The sequence below is a fragment of the Serratia sp. NGAS9 genome, assembly GCF_009905295.1.
Classification (GTDB): Bacteria; Pseudomonadota; Gammaproteobacteria; order Enterobacterales; family Enterobacteriaceae; genus Serratia; species Serratia bockelmannii.
In genome coordinates this window covers 5,078,061-5,096,576 of record NZ_CP047605.1, presented here as the reverse complement: position 1 = coordinate 5,096,576, position 18,516 = coordinate 5,078,061, and the positions used below count along the sequence as shown (strand labels likewise).

14 protein-coding genes are annotated in these 18,516 nt (G+C 58.8%); 8 read left to right on the top strand and 6 right to left on the bottom strand.

The window, feature by feature from the left end:
* The first annotated feature begins 350 nt into the window (after positions 1 to 350).
* Entirely contained in the window at positions 351 to 3,149 is a 2,799-nt protein-coding gene (polA, locus tag GUC32_RS24135; RefSeq protein WP_038630023.1) for a DNA polymerase I, read from the top strand.
* A 517-nt stretch (positions 3,150 to 3,666) separates the two neighbouring features.
* Here the strand turns inward: polA and yihA are convergent.
* Positions 3,667 to 4,311: a ribosome biogenesis GTP-binding protein YihA/YsxC gene (gene yihA, locus GUC32_RS24130; RefSeq protein ID WP_025304719.1), complete on the bottom strand. Its 645-nt coding sequence runs from the start codon at positions 4,309 to 4,311 to the stop codon at positions 3,667 to 3,669.
* Between the two features lie 734 nt (positions 4,312 to 5,045).
* Between yihA and yihI the strand changes: the two genes are divergently transcribed.
* Together yihI and hemN are read left to right on the top strand one after the other, a co-directional pair.
* Positions 5,046 to 5,585 carry a Der GTPase-activating protein YihI gene (gene yihI / locus GUC32_RS24125; protein ID WP_072008264.1) on the top strand — a complete coding sequence of 180 codons (540 nt, stop codon included), beginning with the start codon at positions 5,046 to 5,048 and terminating at the stop codon, positions 5,583 to 5,585.
* Between the two features lie 182 nt (positions 5,586 to 5,767).
* Positions 5,768 to 7,141, top strand: a complete 1,374-nt coding sequence (gene hemN / locus GUC32_RS24120; RefSeq protein WP_049209085.1) for an oxygen-independent coproporphyrinogen III oxidase — start codon at positions 5,768 to 5,770, stop codon at positions 7,139 to 7,141.
* A gap of 34 nt (positions 7,142 to 7,175) precedes the next feature.
* On the opposite strand, the gene GUC32_RS24115 is transcribed toward hemN, so the two are convergent.
* The 4 genes from GUC32_RS24115 to glnA form a co-directional block, all read right to left on the bottom strand.
* Positions 7,176 to 7,298, bottom strand: a complete 123-nt coding sequence (locus GUC32_RS24115) for a YshB family small membrane protein (protein ID WP_015379453.1) — start codon at positions 7,296 to 7,298, stop codon at positions 7,176 to 7,178.
* Between the two features lie 113 nt (positions 7,299 to 7,411).
* Positions 7,412 to 8,824: a nitrogen regulation protein NR(I) gene (gene glnG, locus GUC32_RS24110; RefSeq protein ID WP_025304716.1), complete on the bottom strand. Its 1,413-nt coding sequence runs from the start codon at positions 8,822 to 8,824 to the stop codon at positions 7,412 to 7,414.
* An 8-nt stretch (positions 8,825 to 8,832) separates the two neighbouring features.
* A complete protein-coding gene (glnL, locus tag GUC32_RS24105; RefSeq protein ID WP_004931246.1) occupies positions 8,833 to 9,882 on the bottom strand; it encodes a nitrogen regulation protein NR(II) in 1,050 nt (349 codons plus the stop codon).
* Positions 9,883 to 10,075: 193 nt separating this feature from the next.
* Positions 10,076 to 11,485: a glutamate--ammonia ligase gene (gene glnA / locus GUC32_RS24100; protein ID WP_033645173.1), complete on the bottom strand. Its 1,410-nt coding sequence runs from the start codon at positions 11,483 to 11,485 to the stop codon at positions 10,076 to 10,078.
* Positions 11,486 to 11,855: 370 nt separating this feature from the next.
* On the opposite strand from glnA, the gene typA reads away from it, so the two are divergent.
* The 5 genes from typA to fabY all read left to right on the top strand — a co-directional run bounded on the left by typA (position 11,856) and on the right by fabY (position 16,783).
* Complete coding sequence (gene typA / locus GUC32_RS24095) at positions 11,856 to 13,679, top strand: ribosome-dependent GTPase TypA (protein WP_004931243.1); 1,824 nt, start codon at positions 11,856 to 11,858, stop codon at positions 13,677 to 13,679.
* Between the two features lie 165 nt (positions 13,680 to 13,844).
* Positions 13,845 to 14,435, top strand: coding sequence for a glucose-1-phosphatase (yihX, locus tag GUC32_RS24090; protein WP_025304714.1), 591 nt, complete (start codon positions 13,845 to 13,847; stop codon positions 14,433 to 14,435).
* Positions 14,436 to 14,486: 51 nt separating this feature from the next.
* Complete coding sequence (locus GUC32_RS24085) at positions 14,487 to 15,380, top strand: virulence factor BrkB family protein (protein ID WP_025304713.1); 894 nt, start codon at positions 14,487 to 14,489, stop codon at positions 15,378 to 15,380.
* Positions 15,377 to 15,814, top strand: a complete 438-nt coding sequence (gene dtd / locus GUC32_RS24080) for a D-aminoacyl-tRNA deacylase (RefSeq protein WP_025304712.1) — start codon at positions 15,377 to 15,379, stop codon at positions 15,812 to 15,814. Before GUC32_RS24085 ends, dtd begins: the two co-directional genes overlap by 4 nt.
* A gap of 21 nt (positions 15,815 to 15,835) precedes the next feature.
* Positions 15,836 to 16,783 (top strand): fatty acid biosynthesis protein FabY, encoded by a 948-nt coding sequence (fabY, locus tag GUC32_RS24075; RefSeq protein ID WP_025304711.1) that lies wholly within the window; start codon positions 15,836 to 15,838, stop codon positions 16,781 to 16,783.
* Positions 16,784 to 16,821: 38 nt separating this feature from the next.
* Here the strand turns inward: fabY and GUC32_RS24070 are convergent, their stop codons facing one another.
* Positions 16,822 to 18,483, bottom strand: a complete 1,662-nt coding sequence (locus GUC32_RS24070) for an AsmA family protein (protein ID WP_261456919.1) — start codon at positions 18,481 to 18,483, stop codon at positions 16,822 to 16,824.
* Between the last annotated feature and the right edge of the window lie 33 nt (positions 18,484 to 18,516).

Sequence of the window (18,516 nt, the reverse complement as noted above, 5' to 3'; positions counted from 1 at the left end):
AACTTTCCCAGCTTGTGCTAGGGTAATTGAGGCGCCGAATTTGATTAATAGTGCGATTAAAATCCGGCGAAAGTTATATCCACAAATTCAATAAAAGCCAGTAATAAAGCGTCGCCGGAATTCGTTCTTTTAACGCGGTGATTTAAATAGGAATTTTATTCGCCGTTATAACGATAATCACAGCGTTATAATTCGGTCTCTTTTCTATGCACAAAGTTATCCACAGGTAAGATCTTGCGGATCCTCGCGCACCATCACATCATTTTCGTCCGCAATGCACGCTAAGGTTCGTCTCCGGCGGCCAGCTATGGCATGCTTACCCCTATGTCCGATCACGATAAAGAAACGCTATGGCCCAGATTGCAGAAAACCCACTAATCCTGGTTGACGGTTCCTCCTACCTCTACCGCGCTTATCACGCCTTCCCGCCGCTGACCAACTCGGCGGGCGAGCCAACCGGCGCGATGTATGGCGTGCTGAATATGCTGCGCAGCCTGCTGCTGCAGTATCAACCGAGCCACGTTGCCGTGGTGTTTGATGCTAAAGGGAAGACCTTCCGCGACGATCTGTTCGCTGAATACAAGTCACACCGGCCACCGATGCCGGACGATTTGCGTGCGCAGATCGAGCCGCTGCACAGCATGGTCAAGGCGATGGGCCTGCCGCTGCTGGTGACGCCCGGCGTTGAGGCGGACGACGTCATCGGTACGCTGGCGCTGGAGGCCGAAAAGGCCGGCCACGCGGTGCTGATCAGCACCGGCGACAAAGACATGGCGCAGTTGGTGACGCCGAACGTCACCCTGATCAATACCATGAACAACACGATCCTCGGCCCGCAGGAAGTGTGCGATAAATATGGTATTCCGCCGGAGCTGATCATCGACTTCCTGGCGTTGATGGGCGATTCATCGGACAACATTCCCGGCGTGCCGGGCGTGGGCGAGAAAACCGCCCAGGCGTTGCTTCAGGGGATCGGCGGGCTGGATGCGCTGTACGGCAATCTGGAGAATATCGCCACGCTGAGCTTCCGCGGCGCCAAAACTATGGCGGCCAAGCTGGAACAGAACAAAGAGGTCGCGTATCTCTCCTATAAGCTGGCGACGATCAAAACCGACGTCGAGTTGGATCTGACCTGTGCGGACCTGACGGTCTCCGCGCCGGATGTCGACACGTTGCAACAGCTGTTCAAACAGTACGAGTTCAAACGCTGGCTGGCGGACGTGGAGGCCGGCGTCTGGCTGGAAAACAAGAAAGGCGCGGGCGCGAAAGCTGCCGGCGCCGCCAAATCGGCCATCGCTGCGGAAACGCCGAAAGCGCTGGCGGAGGCCAAGCTGTCTCAGGACGGTTATGTCACCATCCTGGACGAAACGACCTTTACTGACTGGCTGGCGCGGCTGAAAAAGGCCGACGTATTTGCCTTCGATACCGAAACCGATGGCCTGGATACGCTGACCGCCAACCTGATCGGCCTGTCCTTCGCGATCGCGCCGGGTGAAGCGGCTTATTTGCCGGTGGCACACGATTATCTGGATGCACCGCCACAGCTGGATCGCACCTACGTGCTGGAAGCGCTCAAGCCGCTGCTGGAGGACGAGAAGGCGCTCAAGGTCGGGCAAAACCTGAAGTTCGACATGAGCCTGCTGGCGCGCTACGGCATCGAGATGCGCGGTATCGCCTATGACACCATGTTGGAGTCCTATGTGCTGGACAGCGTCGGTGGCCGTCATGATATGGACAGCCTGGCCGATCGTTATCTGGGCCACAAAACCATCACCTTCGAAGAGATCGCCGGCAAGGGTAAAAACCAGCTGACGTTCAACCAGATCGCGCTGGAGCAGGCGGCGCCTTACGCCGCCGAAGACGCGGATGTCACGCTGCAGCTGCACCTGGCGATGTGGCCGCAGCTGAAACAGAGCGCGGAGCTGCTGACGGTATTCAATGAGATTGAAATGCCGCTGCTGCCGGTGCTGTCGCATATCGAACGCACCGGGGTGCTGATCGATCCGGCCATTTTGTCGGCCCACTCCCAGGAGCTGGCCAAGCGTTTGGCGGAACTGGAGGTGCAGGCCCATGAGCTGGCGGAAGAGCCGTTCAACCTGGCGTCGACCAAGCAGCTGCAGGCTATCTTGTACGAAAAACAAAAGCTGCCGGTGCTGAAGAAAACCCCGGGCGGGGCGCCGTCCACCAACGAAGAGGTGCTGGCCGAGCTGGCGCTCGACTACCCGCTGCCGAAGGTGATCCTGGAATACCGCGGCCTGGCGAAGCTGAAGACCACCTATACCGATAAGCTGCCGCTGATGATCAATCCGGTCAGCGGCCGGGTGCATACCTCGTACCATCAGGCGGTGACCGCTACCGGCCGTCTCTCCTCGAGCGATCCGAACCTGCAGAACATCCCGGTGCGCAACGATGAAGGGCGACGCATTCGCCAGGCCTTTATCGCGCCGGAAGGCTACCGCATCGTCGCGGCCGACTACTCGCAAATCGAGCTGCGCATCATGGCGCATTTGTCACAGGATGAAGGGCTGCTGAAGGCCTTCGCCGAAGGGAAAGACATTCACCGCGCCACGGCGTCGGAAGTTTTCGGCGTGCCGTTGGATAAAGTGACCGGCGAGCAGCGCCGCAGCGCCAAGGCGATTAACTTCGGCCTGATTTACGGCATGAGCGCCTTCGGCCTGGCGCGTCAGCTGGGGATCCCGCGTGGGGAAGCTCAGCGCTATATGGATCTCTACTTCGAGCGTTACCCAGGCGTGCTGGACTACATGGAGCGTACCCGCCAGCAGGCCTCAGAACAGGGCTATGTCAGCACGTTGGATGGTCGCCGTCTGTACCTGCCGGACGTCCGCTCCAGCAATGGCATGCGCCGCAAGGCGGCCGAGCGCGCCGCTATCAACGCCCCGATGCAGGGCACGGCAGCTGATATCATCAAGCGTGCGATGATTGAGGTCGACGCTTGGCTGCAAGGGCAGGAGAAGCCGTTGGTGCGCGCAATCATGCAGGTGCACGATGAATTGGTGTTTGAGGTGCACGAGTCGGTGCTCGAAGAAGCCAGCCAACGTATCCGCCAATTGATGGAAGGCAGTATGACCCTGGCGGTGCCGCTGAAGGTTGACGTGGGCGTCGGCATGAACTGGGATGAGGCGCACTGATCGTCGGGTTATCGCCGGATGCGCTAACTGGCGATAACCTAAGCACTTTTCGTAATTAAGCTACAAGATTCGGCGATAGTTTCCCCAACTTCGCCGTTCTTGCGCCGCAAATTGTGTAAGTAAACTACAAAAAATTCTTTTGCCCTGCGAAAAAATGATGTAGAGTTACAGGCGTAGGGTACAGAGGTAAGATGTTCTATCTTTCAGACCTTTTACTTCACGTAATCGGATTTGGCTGAATATTTAGCCGCCCCAGTCAGTATTGACTGGGGCGTTTTTTATTGTAAAAACAGCAGCAAACCATACGTTTTTCCTATCGCTCCGCACCGCTTTTCGTTCCTGCTTCCATCCTTTCGACTCGCGTAATCCGGCGAGATAAGCCAGCCCTGGCGATAAGTTTTTATGATGGCTTTATTTCAAAACTGTAATTAGATAACAAAAAATTTCGTCTGCGGCCGTTCGACGGGGATAAAAAAGCCGATGCGGTGAGGCATCGGCTCTGGCGTTAGGCCTGGGCTTATTCGCCGGTTTCGTCTTCCGGCAGCACTTCCGGCGGGATCTCGTTAAACCAGGTGTCCAGCTTCTGGCGCAGTTTGTCGACGCCGATCTTTTTCAGCGATGAGAAGGCTTCGACCTGGATATCCCCCATAAACGGCAGCACCGCTTCACGCACCATGTTGAGCTGCGCCTTGCGTGCGCCGGAGGCCAGCTTGTCGGCCTTGGTCAGCAGCACCAGCACCGGCGTGCCGACGTCGACCGCCCACTGGATCATCTGCTGGTCGAGATCTTTCAGCGGATGGCGAATATCCATCAGCACCACCAGGCCTTTCAGGCTGTTGCGCATCTGCAGATATTCGCCCAGCGCGCGCTGCCATTTGCGCTTCATCTCTTCCGGCACTTCGGCGTAGCCATAGCCCGGCAGGTCGACCAGGCGGATGCCGTCTTCCACTTCGAACAGGTTGATCAGCTGGGTGCGCCCCGGCGTTTTACTGGTGCGCGCCAGGCTTTTTTGGTTGGTCAGCGTATTCAGCGCGCTGGATTTACCGGCGTTGGAACGGCCGGCAAAGGCGACTTCAATTCCTGCATCCCCCGGCAGATGGCGAATATCGGGTGCGCTGGTGACGAAATGGGTCACATGATAGTTGTAGTTCTTGCTGGTCAAAATTTTTCGTCTCCGTGAGGATGGCTAACTGGTTGGCGATTATAACTGCATCAGCGGTAAAAATGGCGTGTTTCTCCGTTTTTAAGCGGCGGGACGCGATAAAACGGCAGTTATGCCGCGCGTGCGTTGTGAGACATTTGCCATTCGAATCGCGGGTAATGTCGCTTTATTCGAAAGTGATATTTTTGTTTTTGTTTTAAAAACAAAGCGTTGTTTTTTCGTTGTAGGGAAATGTCGTTCAAATTGGCGTCAGGTGCCTTGAGCCTTCGCAACAATAACGTAAAGTAGTCGTTAACGCAGGGTTGCGTAGGATTAGGGAACATCCGGGAAGGATGACAAATCTCAGGGAATGCACAGGGTGTGCAATGAGTGCCAGGATGAACGCAAAAGGAAGTGACCCTTTCGCACCGGAACAGGCGGCAGGCACATCGGATGGTGAAGTATCGGCAGTTTGGATGCCCGCAGGAAGCGCGCTCGGGAAGAGCGGATGCGAATGGATTGCGCCATGGACGATTTTCCTTTCAGGATGAAGGACGTAGTGGCAGGGAATGCGGTTATAGCAGAAGGAAAAACCGGGATGTTGCATGTACGCAAGGAGCGCGTAACAGGAATATCCTTCGCAAGAAGGTGCGAAATAGGCGGCAGGTTTAACCTGCCGCCTTTTTTCTTTGTCCGCTTTCTGCTAGATTCCGCCGCAATTCTATACTGAATCTACATACCTAAGAGCACACGCTATGAACCAGCCATCAAAAGCACCTCGCGGCAGCGCGGCGAAGTCAAAAACGAAAAAGAAAAGCCGTATGGAGCTCGATCAGGAAGCGCGTGAGCGCAAACGCTTGAAAAAGCGCCGCGGCCTCGCTTCCGGTTCGCGCACCCAGGTCGAGTCCGGCAGCCAGAAGAACAAATCGGCGGCAGAAGCCAAAGATCCACGTATCGGCAGTAAAGTGCCGGTTGCGCTGGTGGTCGACGAAACCAAAGTGAAGGCCAAACCGCAGCCGAAGCCGAAGGCCGAAGCGAAACCACGCCTGTCGCCGGAAGAAGAGTTGGCGAAGCTGGAAAATGACGAGCGCCTGAACGCGCTGCTGGATCGCATCGACGACGGCGAAACGCTGAACGCGGAAGAGCAGACCTATGTCGATAAAACGCTGGATCGCATCGATGTGCTGATGGACGTGTTGGGTATCGAACTGGGTGAAGACGACGACGAAGAAGAAGAGAAGCAGGAAGATATTCTGAAGCTGCTGAAAGGCGGCAATCCGAAAGACGCCTTTTAACGCGCCATGTGGCTAATCCCGACAATAGCCCTACTCTTGATGTGTTATCTGCTGTGGTTATTCGGTAAACTATGGCGGCTGTCTAAGCGCAAAGCGCGTTTTCGCAGTGCTTCCGTGGCCAGACAGCGCAGACAACCGCCTCTCTCCCGGCCCGGTAGAAAAAGATATCGGAAGGAGTGAGCATGTCAGAGCAGACGATTGTCTGGGATTTGGCCCTGATCCAAAAATATAACTACTCAGGGCCGCGTTATACCTCATACCCCACGGCGCTGGAGTTTAACCAGTGCTACGACGAAGCGGCGTTTCAACGCGCCGCTGCGCGCTATCCTGAGCGACCGCTGTCGCTGTACGTGCATATCCCCTTCTGCCATAAGCTGTGCTACTTCTGCGGCTGCAACAAGCTGGTGACGCGCCAGACGCACAAGGCCGACGAATATCTGAACGTTTTGGCGCAAGAGATCGCCAGCCGTGCGCCGCTGTTCGCCGGCCGTAAAGTCGGCCAGATGCACTGGGGCGGCGGTACGCCAACCTACCTGGACAAAGCGCAAATCAGCCGGCTGGTGGCGTTGCTGCGCGAACACTTTGATTTCCTGCCCGATGCGGAGATGTCGATCGAGGTCGATCCGCGCGAGATAGAGCTGGATGTGCTCGATCATTTACGCGCTGAAGGCTTTAACCGTCTGAGCATGGGGGTACAGGATTTCAACAAGCAGGTGCAGCAGCTGGTCAACCGCGAGCAGGACGAAGCCTTTATTTTCGCCCTGATCGAGCGGGCCAAAGCGCTGGGCTTCCGCTCAACCAATATCGATCTGATCTACGGCCTGCCGAAACAGACGCCGGAAAGCTTCGCTTTCACGCTGCAGCGGGTGGCTGAGCTGAATCCCGATCGCCTCAGCGTGTTCAACTACGCGCATATGCCCAACTTGTTCGCCGCCCAGCGCAAAATCAAAGACGCCGATCTGCCGGGCGCGCAGCAGAAGTTGGATATCCTCCAGCAGAGCATCGCGTTCCTGACCGACGCCGGCTATCAGTTCATCGGCATGGATCACTTTGCCCGCCCGGACGACGAGCTGGCGATCGCGCAGCGCGAAGGCAAGCTGCACCGCAATTTCCAGGGTTACACTACTCAGGGCGACAGCGATCTGCTGGGGCTGGGCGTGTCGGCCATCAGCATGCTCGGCGACAGCTATGCGCAGAACCAGAAAGAGCTGAAGCGTTACTATGACAGCGTGCAGGCGCAGGGCAACGCGCTGTGGCGCGGGCTGGCGCTGACGGACGACGATTGCCTGCGGCGCGATCTGATCAAAACGCTGATCTGTAACTTCCGATTGGCGTATCAGCCGCTTGAACGGCAATACGGCATCGATTTCACCGCTTACTTCGCCGAAGACCTGCAGCTGCTGGCGCCGTTTGAACGCGATGGGCTGGTGGAGCGCGACGAGCAAGGCATTCGCGTCACGCCGCGCGGGCGCTTGCTGATCCGCAATATCTGCATGTGCTTCGACCGCTATCTGCGGCAACAGGCGCGCAGCCAGCAGTTCTCTCGGGTGATCTGAGGATGAAAAAACAGCCGCTGATGCGGCTGTTTTTTTAACTGAAGAAGTTAATCAGCGCGGCGCACAACACCGCGGCGACCGCCGCCTGCGGGGTGTGGCTGGCGGCGGAGCCCAGCTCCGCGCCCTGAGAAATGAACACGATGAATGAGTCCAGCATCGTCAACCTCCAGAGTGTGCGACACGATCATACTGCGCCCGCTCCGGCTGTAAAGCCTGAGGTTGGCGTTTTTTTGTGCGCCGGACTGCGTTTTTCATCATCCACCCACGCTCCTATTCCATGCCCAGCTCTTTGAGCTTGCGGGTCAGAGTATTACGCCCCCAGCCCAGCAGGCGTGCGGCTTCCTGTTTGTGCCCCTGGGTGTGGCGTAGGGCGGTGGTGAGCAGCGTACGCTCCATCTCCGGCTGCGCTTCCGACAGCAGGTTTTGATGACCGGAACGCAGCGCGCGATCGGCCCACTGAGCCAGCAGCGTGGCCCAGCTGTCCGGCAGGCTGTGGCTGGGGCTCTCCGGCGCGGCGGTTTCGAACAGTTCGCTCGGCAGATCCTGAATCAGCACCTCTTGCCCGGCGGCCATCACCGTCAGCCAGCGGCAGGTATTCTCCAGCTGGCGCACGTTGCCCGGCCAGGGCAGGCGGGTCAGCGCGGTTTCGGTTTCCGGATGCAGGTTCTTGGCCTCGACGCCTAACTCTTTGGCGGCGATCTGCAGGAAGTGGCGCGCCAGCCGCGGGATGTCTTCCCGGCGCTCGCGCAGCGGCGGCAGGTGTACGCGGATCACGTTCAGGCGATGGAACAGGTCTTCGCGGAACTTGCCTTCCTGTACCCGCAGCTCCAGGTTTTGGTGCGTGGCGGCGATGATGCGCACGTCGACCTTCACCGGCGCATAGCCGCCGACCCGGTAGAACTGGCCGTCCGCCAGCACCCGCAGCAGGCGCGTTTGCACGTCGAGCGGCATATCGCCGATCTCGTCGAGGAACAGCGTGCCGCCGTCGGCCTGTTCAAAGCGTCCCTGACGGATTTGGTTCGCACCGGTGAAGGCGCCTTTCTCGTGGCCAAACAGCTCCGACTCGATCAGGTCTTTGGGGATGGCTGCCATGTTCAGGGCGATGAACGGCGACTTGGCGCGCGGGCTGTGGCGGTGCAGCGCATGCGCCACCAGCTCTTTGCCGGTGCCGGATTCGCCGTTGATCAGCACGCTGATCGACGAACGCGAGAGCCGGCCGATGATGCGAAATACGTCCTGCATCGCCGGCGCTTCGCCGATGATGTCCGCCGCCGGATCGCTGGCCGGCTGGCTGCGCACCGGCTGCTGCTGCTCCTGATAATGGCTGATGGCGCGCTCGACCAGCGCCACTGCTTCGTCGATGTCGAACGGCTTCGGCAGGTAGTCGAAGGCCCCTTGCTGATAGGCGCTGACGGCGGCGTCCAAATCCGAATGCGCGGTCATGATGATCACCGGCAGCATTGGATGGCGCTGTTTGATCTGTTTGAGCAGCGCCAGACCGTCTATACCCGGCATGCGGATATCGGATAGCAGCACGTCGGGGGTTTGCGTGGCCAAGGCTTCCAGCACGTCATTGCCGCCTTCGAAGGTGGCGCAGCTCAGGCCCGCGCCGGTGAGCGCGCGCTCAAGCACCCAGCGGATGGAGCTATCGTCATCGACGATCCAGACTATCCCTCGTTGCATAGCAAACCTCACTGACGAATGGGCAGGTAGACCGAGAATTCGGTATGACCTGGCCAACTGTTGAATTCAATTTTTCCGCAATGCTGATCGATCAGATTGCGGGCGATGGATAATCCCAGGCCGGTACCGCCTTCACGGCCGCTGACCATCGGGTAGAACAGCGTGTCCTGCAGCTGCGCCGGCACGCCGGGGCCGTCGTCTTCGACGTCGATACGTGCCGCCAGGCGGTAGCGGGTACCGTGCAACGTAATCTGAAACGCGGTGCGGGTGCGCAGCGTGATGGTGCCGCCCGCCTCGCCCAGCGCCTGCAGCGCATTGCGGGTGATGTTCAGCAGCACCTGTTCTATCTGATCCGGGTCATGAGCCATTTCCGGCAGACTCGGATCGTAGTCGCGCACCAGCGTGACGTTATCCGGCATTTCCAGGGACACCAGTTGGCAGACGCGCTCCGCGACCTGATGAATGCTCTGGGTAATATGCTGGCCGGGCCGCTGCGGCCCGAGCAGACGATCCACCAGATTACGCAGCCGATCGGCCTGCTCAATGATCACCTTGGTGTATTCGGTCAGCGCCGGATCGGGCAGCGCTTTGGCCAGCAGCTGCGCTGCGCCGCGCAGGCCGCCCAGCGGGTTTTTAATTTCGTGCGCCAAACCGCGCACCAGATCGCGGGCTGCCACCTGTTGGGCATGTTGCAGCTGTTCCTGGCTCAGGCGGCGCTGATTGTCCATCGGCGCCAGCTCGACCAGGATATAGCCTTCCGGCAGCGCCTGAGCGGTCAGGGAAAGGATATGCGCGCGGCCGTCGACCACCAGGGTCACTTCGTTGTCCGTGAAGCCCTGCCCGGCGCGCAGGCTTTCACGCATCAGAGAGACGTTCAGCGAAAAATAACCGAGCAAATCGGGCAGCGGCGTGCCGAACAGCTTGCGGGAGCTTTGCGCCAGCAGCTGCTGTGCCGCCGGGTTGGCGTAGTGAACCGCCAGAGAGTCATCCAACAGCAGGATGCTGTTGATGAGTGAATTGAGGATCTGCCCAGCATCGGGCAGCTTGCCAGTTGCCATACAGCAGACTCCTGCACCTTTTTAGTGCATCTATCCTACTCCATCCGGGATCGGCGCGGTATGGAATAGTTTTGCAGAAAATACGGTGGAGAAAAAAACCCATCCGAAGATGGGCTGAAAGTTTCCACGGCAACAAAAAAGCGATAACAAAAATATGGGCACCGTCCGCCTGCGCAGACGGCGCGGGTAGGGCTTAGACGCTGTAGTACAGTTCGAACTCAACCGGGTGTGGCGTCATACGAACGCGGTCCATCTCTTCTTTGCGCAGTTCGATGTAGGCATCGATCGCATCGTCGGTGAACACGCCGCCGCGGGTCAGGAACTCGCGGTCTTCGTTCAGTGCGGCCATCGCCTCGTCCAGCGAGCCGGCCACTTTTGGGATCTCGGCTTCTTCTTCCGGCGGCAGGTCGTACAGGTTTTTGTCCATGGCGTCGCCAGGGTGGATCTTGTTGATGATGCCGTCCAGGCCGGCCATCAACAGTGCGGCGAAGCACAGGTATGGGTTAGCCGCCGGATCCGGGAAGCGGGCTTCGATGCGGCGCGCTTTCGGGCTGGCGACCACCGGGATACGGATGGACGCGGAGCGGTTACGGGCGGAGTAGGCCAGCATCACCGGCGCTTCGTAGCCCGGTACCAGACGCTTGTACGAGTTGGTGGTCGGGTTGGCCAGCGCGTTGATCGCCTTGGCGTGCTTGATGATGCCGCCGATGTAGAACAGCGCGGTTTCAGACAGGCCGCCGTATTTGTCGCCGGCGAACAGGTTGGTGCCGTTCTTGGACAGCGACATGTGGCAGTGCATGCCGGAACCGTTGTCGCCGAACATAGGCTTCGGCATGAAGGTCGCGGTTTTACCGAAGGCGTGTGCCACGTTATGCACCACGTATTTGTAGATCTGAATTTCGTCGGCTTTTTTGGTCATGGTGTTGAAGCGGGTTGCCACTTCGTTCTGACCGGCGGTCGCCACTTCGTGGTGGTGCGCTTCAACCACCAGGCCCATCTCTTCCATGGTCAAACACATGGTGGAACGCAGATCCTGCGAAGAGTCGACCGGTGGAACCGGGAAGTAACCGCCTTTCACCGCCGGACGGTGGCCTTTGTTGCCGCCGTCGTATTGGGTGCCGGAGTTCCAGGCGCCTTCGATGTCGTCGATAGCCACGTGGGAACCGCGGATGCTGCTGCCGAAGCGAATGTCGTCGAACAGGAAGAATTCAGGCTCTGGCCCGAACAGGACGGTGTCCGCGATGCCAGAGGAGCGCAGGAAGTCTTCGGCGCGTTTGGAGATGGAGCGCGGGTCGCGATCGTAGCCTTGCATGGTGCCCGGCTCGAGAATGTCGCAGCGAATGATCAGCGTAGGTTCTTCGAAGAACGGATCCAGAACCGCCGTGCTGGCGTCCGGCATCAGCACCATGTCAGATTCGTTGATGCCCTTCCAACCACCGATAGAGGAGCCGTCAAACATTTTGCCTTCTTCGAAGAAGTCGGCGTTTACCTGATGAGCCGGGATAGTCACGTGCTGTTCCTTACCCTTGGTGTCAGTGAAACGCAGGTCTACGAATTTCACTTCATGCTCATTCAGCATCGTCAAAACGTGTTCAGCGGACATACTTAACTCTCCCGGTTTATCATTGTCGTCGTCGTGGAACGAATCTGTGGAACTGGCTTTTTTTCGCCTTGAAAAGACTAAAGCGAAAAGCGTGCCAACTTTTTAAAAAGGCGTTCATCGCCTTTCTGCGCGGGTTTTACCCAGCCACAGTATGCACCATCAGCGATAAATTGCACTGTTATGGTGCAATCAGGGTGGGCGTGGGCACTGAAATGGTGCAAAAGTGCAACGATTGCGGCTTTTTGCACCGTGAAAGGGATCACAAACTGACCGGTGCGCGGTTGTTTATAAGAGATGGTTGTGATCTTGTTTAGTCCCTCGCTTAATACGTGTACAATAGCGCGCTATTTCTAATGCCCGAGGCAAAGCTGTGATCGAAAATTTGCGTAACATCGCCATTATTGCCCACGTTGACCATGGTAAAACCACCCTGGTTGACAAGCTGCTGCAACAATCCGGTACTTTCGGAGAGCGTGCGGAAGCGACCGAACGCGTAATGGACTCCAACGATTTGGAGAAAGAGCGTGGGATTACCATCCTCGCAAAAAACACCGCCATTAATTGGAATGGTTACCGTATCAACATCGTGGATACCCCAGGACACGCCGACTTCGGCGGTGAGGTAGAGCGCGTGATGTCGATGGTTGACTCGGTGCTGCTGGTTGTGGATGCAATGGATGGCCCTATGCCGCAAACCCGCTTCGTGACCAAGAAGGCCTTCGCCAACGGTCTGAAGCCGATCGTGGTCATCAACAAGGTTGACCGCCCTGGCGCGCGCCCTGACTGGGTTGTGGATCAGGTGTTCGACCTGTTCGTGAACCTCGACGCGACTGACGAGCAGCTCGACTTCCCGATCATCTACGCTTCTGCGCTGAACGGCATCGCCGGCGTCGACCACACCGACATGGCGGAAGACATGACCCCGCTGTATCAGGCGATCGTCGACCATGTGTCTGCGCCGCAGGTTGAGCTGGAAGCGCCATTCCAGATGCAGATCTCCCAGTTGGACTACAACAACTACCTGGGCGTTATCGGCATCGGCCGCATCAAGCGCGGTAAAGTGAAGCCGAACCAGCAGGTCACCATCATCGACAGCGAAGGTAAAACTCGCAACGGTAAAGTGGGTAAAGTGCTGGGTCACCTGGGTCTGGAGCGTATCGACAGCACCCTGGCGGAAGCGGGCGATATCATCGCCATCACCGGCCTGGGCGAGCTGAACATCTCCGACACCATCTGCGACACCAATGCCGTAGAAGCGCTGCCGGCGCTGTCCGTCGACGAACCGACCGTCACCATGTTCTTCAACGTCAACACCTCGCCGTTCTGCGGTAAAGAAGGTAAGTACGTGACGTCGCGTCAGATCCTTGACCGTCTGAACAAAGAGCTGGTGCACAACGTAGCGCTGCGCGTTGAAGAAACCGACGATGCGGACGCCTTCCGCGTCTCCGGCCGTGGTGAACTGCACCTGTCGGTGCTGATCGAAAACATGCGCCGTGAAGGTTTCGAGCTAGCGGTTTCCCGTCCGAAAGTTATCTTCCGCGAAATCGATGGCCGCAAGCAGGAGCCATTCGAGAACGTGACGCTGGATATCGAAGAGCAGCATCAGGGTTCCGTGATGCAGGCGATGGGCGAGCGTAAAGCTGACCTGAAAAACATGGATCCGGACGGTAAGGGCCGCGTGCGTCTCGACTACGTGATCCCAAGCCGCGGTCTGATCGGCTTCCGTAACGAATTCATGACCATGACTTCGGGAACCGGTCTGCTGTACTCCACCTTCAGCCACTACGACGACGTGCGTCCGGGCGAAGTGGGCCAGCGTCAGAACGGCGTGCTGATCTCCAACGGCCAGGGCAAAGCGGTCGCGTTCGCGCTGTTCGGCCTGCAGGATCGCGGTAAGCTGTTCCTGGGCCACGGTGCGGAAGTGTATGAAGGCCAGATCATCGGTATTCACTCACGTTCCAACGACCTGACCGTAAACTGCCTGACCGGTAAGAAGCTGACCAACATGCGTGCTTCCGGTACCGACGAAGCGACTACCCTGGTTCCGGCCATCAAAATGACCCTGGAGCAAGCTCTGGAGTTCATCGATGACGACGAACTGGTAGAAGTGACGCCGACCTCGATCCGTATCCGTAAGCGTCACCTGACGGAAAACGATCGTAAGCGTGCCAGCCGCGGTCCAAAAGATGCTTAATCGCTGATTGAGTGTCCCCTGCTTAGGGCGCGGTTCTCGCGCCCTGAGTTTTTTCCTCTGTTGTTCCCCGTTTGTGCGGCGCGCTATGCGCTTTTCCGTTCGTTCCCTGTTCAGCTGTTCCTTTTCCCGCTACAGTGAAATCTCACCGGCCCATAGGAGAGGACTATGCTGTATATCTTTGATTTAGGTAATGTGATCGTCGATATCGATTTCAAGCGTGTGCTGGGTGTGTGGAGCAATTTGAGCGGCACGCCGTTGGCGGTGCTGTCCGATCGTTTCACCATGGGTGAGGTGTTCCAGCAGCATGAGCGCGGTGAAATCAGCGATGAAGACTTCGCCGGCAAACTGTGCGATGAAATGGGCATCGCGCTCAGCTTTGAGCAGTTCGCCACCGGTTGGCAGGCGGTATTCGTCGCGCTGCGCCCGGAGGTGATCGACATCATGCAGCGCCTGCGCAACGAAGGCCACCGGGTGGTGGTGCTGTCGAACACCAACCGTCTGCACTGCAACTACTGGCCGCAGCACTACCCTGAAGTGGCCGCCGCCGCCGATCATCTCTATTTGTCGCAAGATCTCGGCATGCGCAAACCGGAAGCCAACATCTACCAGCATGTGCTGGCCGCGGAAAACACCGCTGCCGCCGACGCGGTGTTCTTTGACGATCATCCGGCGAACGTCCTCGCCGCGCAGGCGCTGGGAATCAAGACGGTGCACGTCACCGATCGCGACGTGGTGCCGGCCTATTTTGCTCAATGAGTGCAGAGCGCGTTAAGCTTAAGGCGTATCAACGGACATCAAGGAGTGACCATGTCGTTTTTCCGCCGCAAGAAGCTACCCTCTGCGATTAAGCCAAGCGTCACCTTCGGACGGCTGCTGTACCAACGCATCGACCACGATGGCCTGACGATGTTGGCGGGCCATCTCGCCTACGTTTCCCTGCTGTCGCTGGTGCCGCTGGTCACCGTGGTGTTCGCCCTGTTCGCCGCTTTCCCGATGTTTTCCGACATCAGCGAACAGCTGAAGAGCTTTATCTTTTCCAATTTCGTGCCGGCCGCCGGCAATGTGATCCAGAACTACCTGGAACAGTTCGTCGCCAATTCCAACAAGATGACCGCCGTCGGCACCTGCGGGCTGATCGTTACCGCGCTGCTGTTGATTTCCTCGGTGGACAGCGTGCTGAACACCATCTGGCGCAGCAAGAACAAGCGGCCGATCGTCTTCTCCTTCGCCGTGTACTGGATGGTGCTGACGCTGGGGCCGCTGCTGGTGGGCGCCAGCATGGCCATCAGTTCTTACCTGCTGTCGCTCAACTGGTTGGCGCAGACCGGCGTCAATGGCCTGGTGGATCAGGTGCTGCGCATCTTCCCGCTGATTTTGTCGTGCATCTCCTTCTGGCTGCTGTATTGCATCGTGCCGACGGTGCGCGTGCCGCCCAAAGATGCACTGATTGGCGCGGTGGTGGCCGGATTGCTGTTCGAACTGGGCAAGAAGGGATTCGCGCTGTACGTCACCATGTTCCCCTCCTATCAGCTGATTTACGGCGTGCTGGCGGTGATCCCGATTTTATTCCTGTGGGTCTATTGGAGCTGGTGTATCGTGTTACTCGGTGCGGAAATCACCGTGACCATCGGCGAATACCGCGACTACCGTCGGCAGAAGGCGGAGCAACAGGAACAAAAACCAGAAGGGCAGCAGGAATGATTGCGTTGATTCAACGGGTGTTAAACGCCAGCGTCACGGTGGGTGGCGAGACAGTAGGCAAGATTGGCCCCGGTTTGTTAGTGTTATTGGGCGTGGAGCAGGGCGATAACGAGCAAAAAGCGCAGCGCCTGTGCGAACGCGTGTTGGGATACCGCATTTTCGGCGACGAAAACGACAAGATGAATCTCAACGTCCAGCAGGCCGGGGGCAGCGTGCTGGTCGTTTCGCAGTTCACCCTGGCGGCGGACACCCAGAAGGGCATGCGGCCCAGCTTTTCTCGCGGCGCCGCGCCGCAGGAAGCCGATCGGTTGTATCAATATTTTGTAGGCCAATGCCGTGAACGCGGCGTAGAGACCCAGACCGGCGAGTTCGCCGCCGACATGCAGGTGGCGCTGGTCAACGATGGTCCGGTGACATTCTGGCTACAGGTCTAAGCATTCGGAGAACAGGCGTCTATGTATCACCTACGAGTACCCGTAACAGAGCAAGAACTGAAGGAGTATTACCAGTTTCGCTGGGAAATGCTGCGCAAGCCGCTGCACCAGCCGGTGGGTTCGGAAAAGGATGCCTATGACGCCATGGCCCATCACCAAATGGTGGTGGACGAGGCCGGTAAAATTGTCGCCATCGGGCGGCTGTATATCAATGCCGACAACGAGGCGGCGATCCGTTTTCTAGCGGTAGACCCGACGTTGCAGGATAAAGGGTTGGGAACGCTGGTGGCGATAACGCTGGAGTCCGTCGCGCGGCAGGAAGGCGTGAAGCGGGTGGTGTGCAGCGCCCGTGAAGACGCGGTGGATTTCTTCGCCAAGCTGGGCTTCGTCAATCAGGGCGAGATCACCGCGCCGCAGACCACCCCGATCCGTCACTTTTTAATGATCAAACCGGTGGCGACGCTGGACGATATCCTGCATCGCCCTGATTGGTGCGGCCAATTGCAGCAGGCCTGGTATGAACACATTCCGCTGAGCGAAAAGATGGGCGTGCGCATCAGCCAATACACCGGCCAGCGCTTCGTCACCACCATGCCGGAGATCGGCAACCAGAATCCGCACCACACGCTGTTCGCCGGCAGCCTGTTCTCGCTGGCGACGCTGACCGCCTGGGGGCTGATTTGGCTGCTGCTGCGCGAGCGCCATCTCGGCGGCACCATCATTCTGGCGGACGCGCACATTCGCTACAGCAAACCGATTACCGGCAGGCCGCGTGCGGTGGCGGATCTGGGCTCGCTGAGCGGCGATTTGGCGCGTCTGGCGCGCGGCCGCCGCGCGCGCGTGCACGCCGAAGTGCATCTGTTCGGCGACGAGGATAAGGGCGCGGTATTCGAAGGCACCTACATGGTGTTGCCGGCTGAGCCGGATGTGCCGCTGGATCAGGGTGGCTCTGAAGCGCTGGAAGAGTAGGGTGGCGGCCCTGCCCTGAGGGCGGGCCGCGCAGTGCATTACGGCAGTTGTTGGTTCACCGCTTGGCCGTCGCCGGCGGTGGCCTGCAGATTGCCTTTCAATGAGGCCTTGAACGGCCCGTCGCTGTTCAGCAGCCCTTTCAACTGCAGCTCAAGGTTGCCGTCGCCCGTCAGCGGCACCGGCTGCCATCCCCATTGCTGCAAGGTATTGATCGGTACCGAACGGCCGTGCAGCATCAGCTGGAACGGCTTGCCCGGCAGCTGATCGACGGTCGCTTTGGCCTCCAGCAACCCATTGGGCATAAAGGCGCTGAGCTCGGTGACGGTGATCTGGTTGGCGTCGGCGTTCAGCGCCAGCGAAGGGCGCCGCACGTCGATTTTGTTGAAGGTGGCCTCGCTGCCGTTCAGGTTTAGCGAACCGGACCAAATGCCCCACTGGTGGTCGCGCGCCAGCAGCAGGTTGCTGCCGTAACCGTCCAGCGCGGTGATCTGGAATGGGAATGCCGGGTTGATATCGATGATCAGATTGCGGTTGGTGGTCAGCTTGGTGACGTACACCTCCGCCAGCCAGCCCGGCAGCGGTTTCAGCCACAGCTCGCGCCAGTCTATCGGCAGGGTGTACTCTAGCGCCGCCATGGCCACTTCATCCAGCTGCAGGCGTTTGCCGGCGCGCAGCCAGTTGCCGGAGGTGCGCAGCAGCCCGCCTTCCCAGCGGGTGGTGAATTGCTGAATGGCGATGCCGGCGGAAGAGAGCCGTAGGGTGGCGATCGGATCGATCAGGTGGAAACCGCCGTTGATCACGTCGCTGGCGTTGAAGTTGAGCGAGCCGTCTTCGCTGCGCCAGTCGCCTTTTTCGACGCTGACGTTTTGCAGCGACAAATCGAGATCGTTAACCGCCCATGCCTTGCCTTCCAGGCGCGCGTCGATAAGATCGAAACGCTTGAGGGTGACCGGCGGCAGAGTGGTAAAGCGCTGCATGAATTCTGCCAGCGTCAACGGGGTCTGCAGGCGCACGCCGCTCAGCCGCAGGCGCTCCACCCGCCAGCTGCCGTCGGCGGCGCGGCTGGCCACGCCGGTCAGGTCGCCCTGCGCCAGATCGGCGCCGAAGTTGTTCAACAGCAGTTGGCCCTGCTTTTGCTCCCCCTGCACCAACACCTTCGAGGCGGGGATGCCGTTCAGCGTCATCGAACCGGCGCTGAACTGAAACTGGTTGTTGTCCCCCAGCAGATGGCCGGCCAGCGGGCGCCACGGCGTGATGCCGGCAGTGACCTGCTGCGCGTTGAGCTGCCACTCGTTATCGTTGGACTGCAGCGCCATGTTGCTCAACTGCAGCACGTCGGCCTGTACAGGCAACGCCGCCGCCTGTGGCTGCACGTTCAGCGTGCCGTCGCGCAGCGTGACGCTGTGAAAATAGCGCGGCTCGGTGATTTGGCGCAGGCTGAGGCCGAGATCGACGCGTTTGGCAACCAGCGCCTGCGGCTGGCCGCTGCGCGCCAGCTGCACGTCTTCCAGACCGATCTGGTCCGGTTGGCTCCACGAATGGGTGATTTTTCCTATCGACAGGCGGTATTCGCTGTTGTCGCTGATCCAGGCACTCAGGCGGCCTGCCGCCCAGCGGGTTTGCCCGACCAGGTACAGCACCACCACCGCCAGCACGATCAGCAGCAGCAACGTCAGCAACAGCTTTCCGATAAATTTCATCGTCTACATCCGCATCGGTCAAAAAAGATACCC

Bases quoted from the DNA above. Each gene is read 5' to 3' on its own strand.
- fabY (WP_025304711.1), top strand. From the start codon at position 15,836: ATGTATCACCTACGAGTACCCGTAACAGAGCAAGAACTGAAGGAGTAT.
- GUC32_RS24115 (WP_015379453.1), bottom strand. From the start codon at position 7,298: ATGCTGGACTCATTCATCGTGTTCATTTCTCAGGGCGCGGAGCTGGGC.
- hemN (WP_049209085.1), top strand. From the start codon at position 5,768: ATGTCAGAGCAGACGATTGTCTGGGATTTGGCCCTGATCCAAAAATAT.
- polA (WP_038630023.1), top strand. From the start codon at position 351: ATGGCCCAGATTGCAGAAAACCCACTAATCCTGGTTGACGGTTCCTCC.
- yihI (WP_072008264.1), top strand. From the start codon at position 5,046: ATGAACCAGCCATCAAAAGCACCTCGCGGCAGCGCGGCGAAGTCAAAA.
- glnA (WP_033645173.1), bottom strand. From the start codon at position 11,485: ATGTCCGCTGAACACGTTTTGACGATGCTGAATGAGCATGAAGTGAAA.
- GUC32_RS24070 (WP_261456919.1), bottom strand. From the start codon at position 18,483: ATGAAATTTATCGGAAAGCTGTTGCTGACGTTGCTGCTGCTGATCGTG.
- glnL (WP_004931246.1), bottom strand. From the start codon at position 9,882: ATGGCAACTGGCAAGCTGCCCGATGCTGGGCAGATCCTCAATTCACTC.
- glnG (WP_025304716.1), bottom strand. From the start codon at position 8,824: ATGCAACGAGGGATAGTCTGGATCGTCGATGACGATAGCTCCATCCGC.
- GUC32_RS24085 (WP_025304713.1), top strand. From the start codon at position 14,487: ATGTCGTTTTTCCGCCGCAAGAAGCTACCCTCTGCGATTAAGCCAAGC.
- dtd (WP_025304712.1), top strand. From the start codon at position 15,377: ATGATTGCGTTGATTCAACGGGTGTTAAACGCCAGCGTCACGGTGGGT.
- yihX (WP_025304714.1), top strand. From the start codon at position 13,845: ATGCTGTATATCTTTGATTTAGGTAATGTGATCGTCGATATCGATTTC.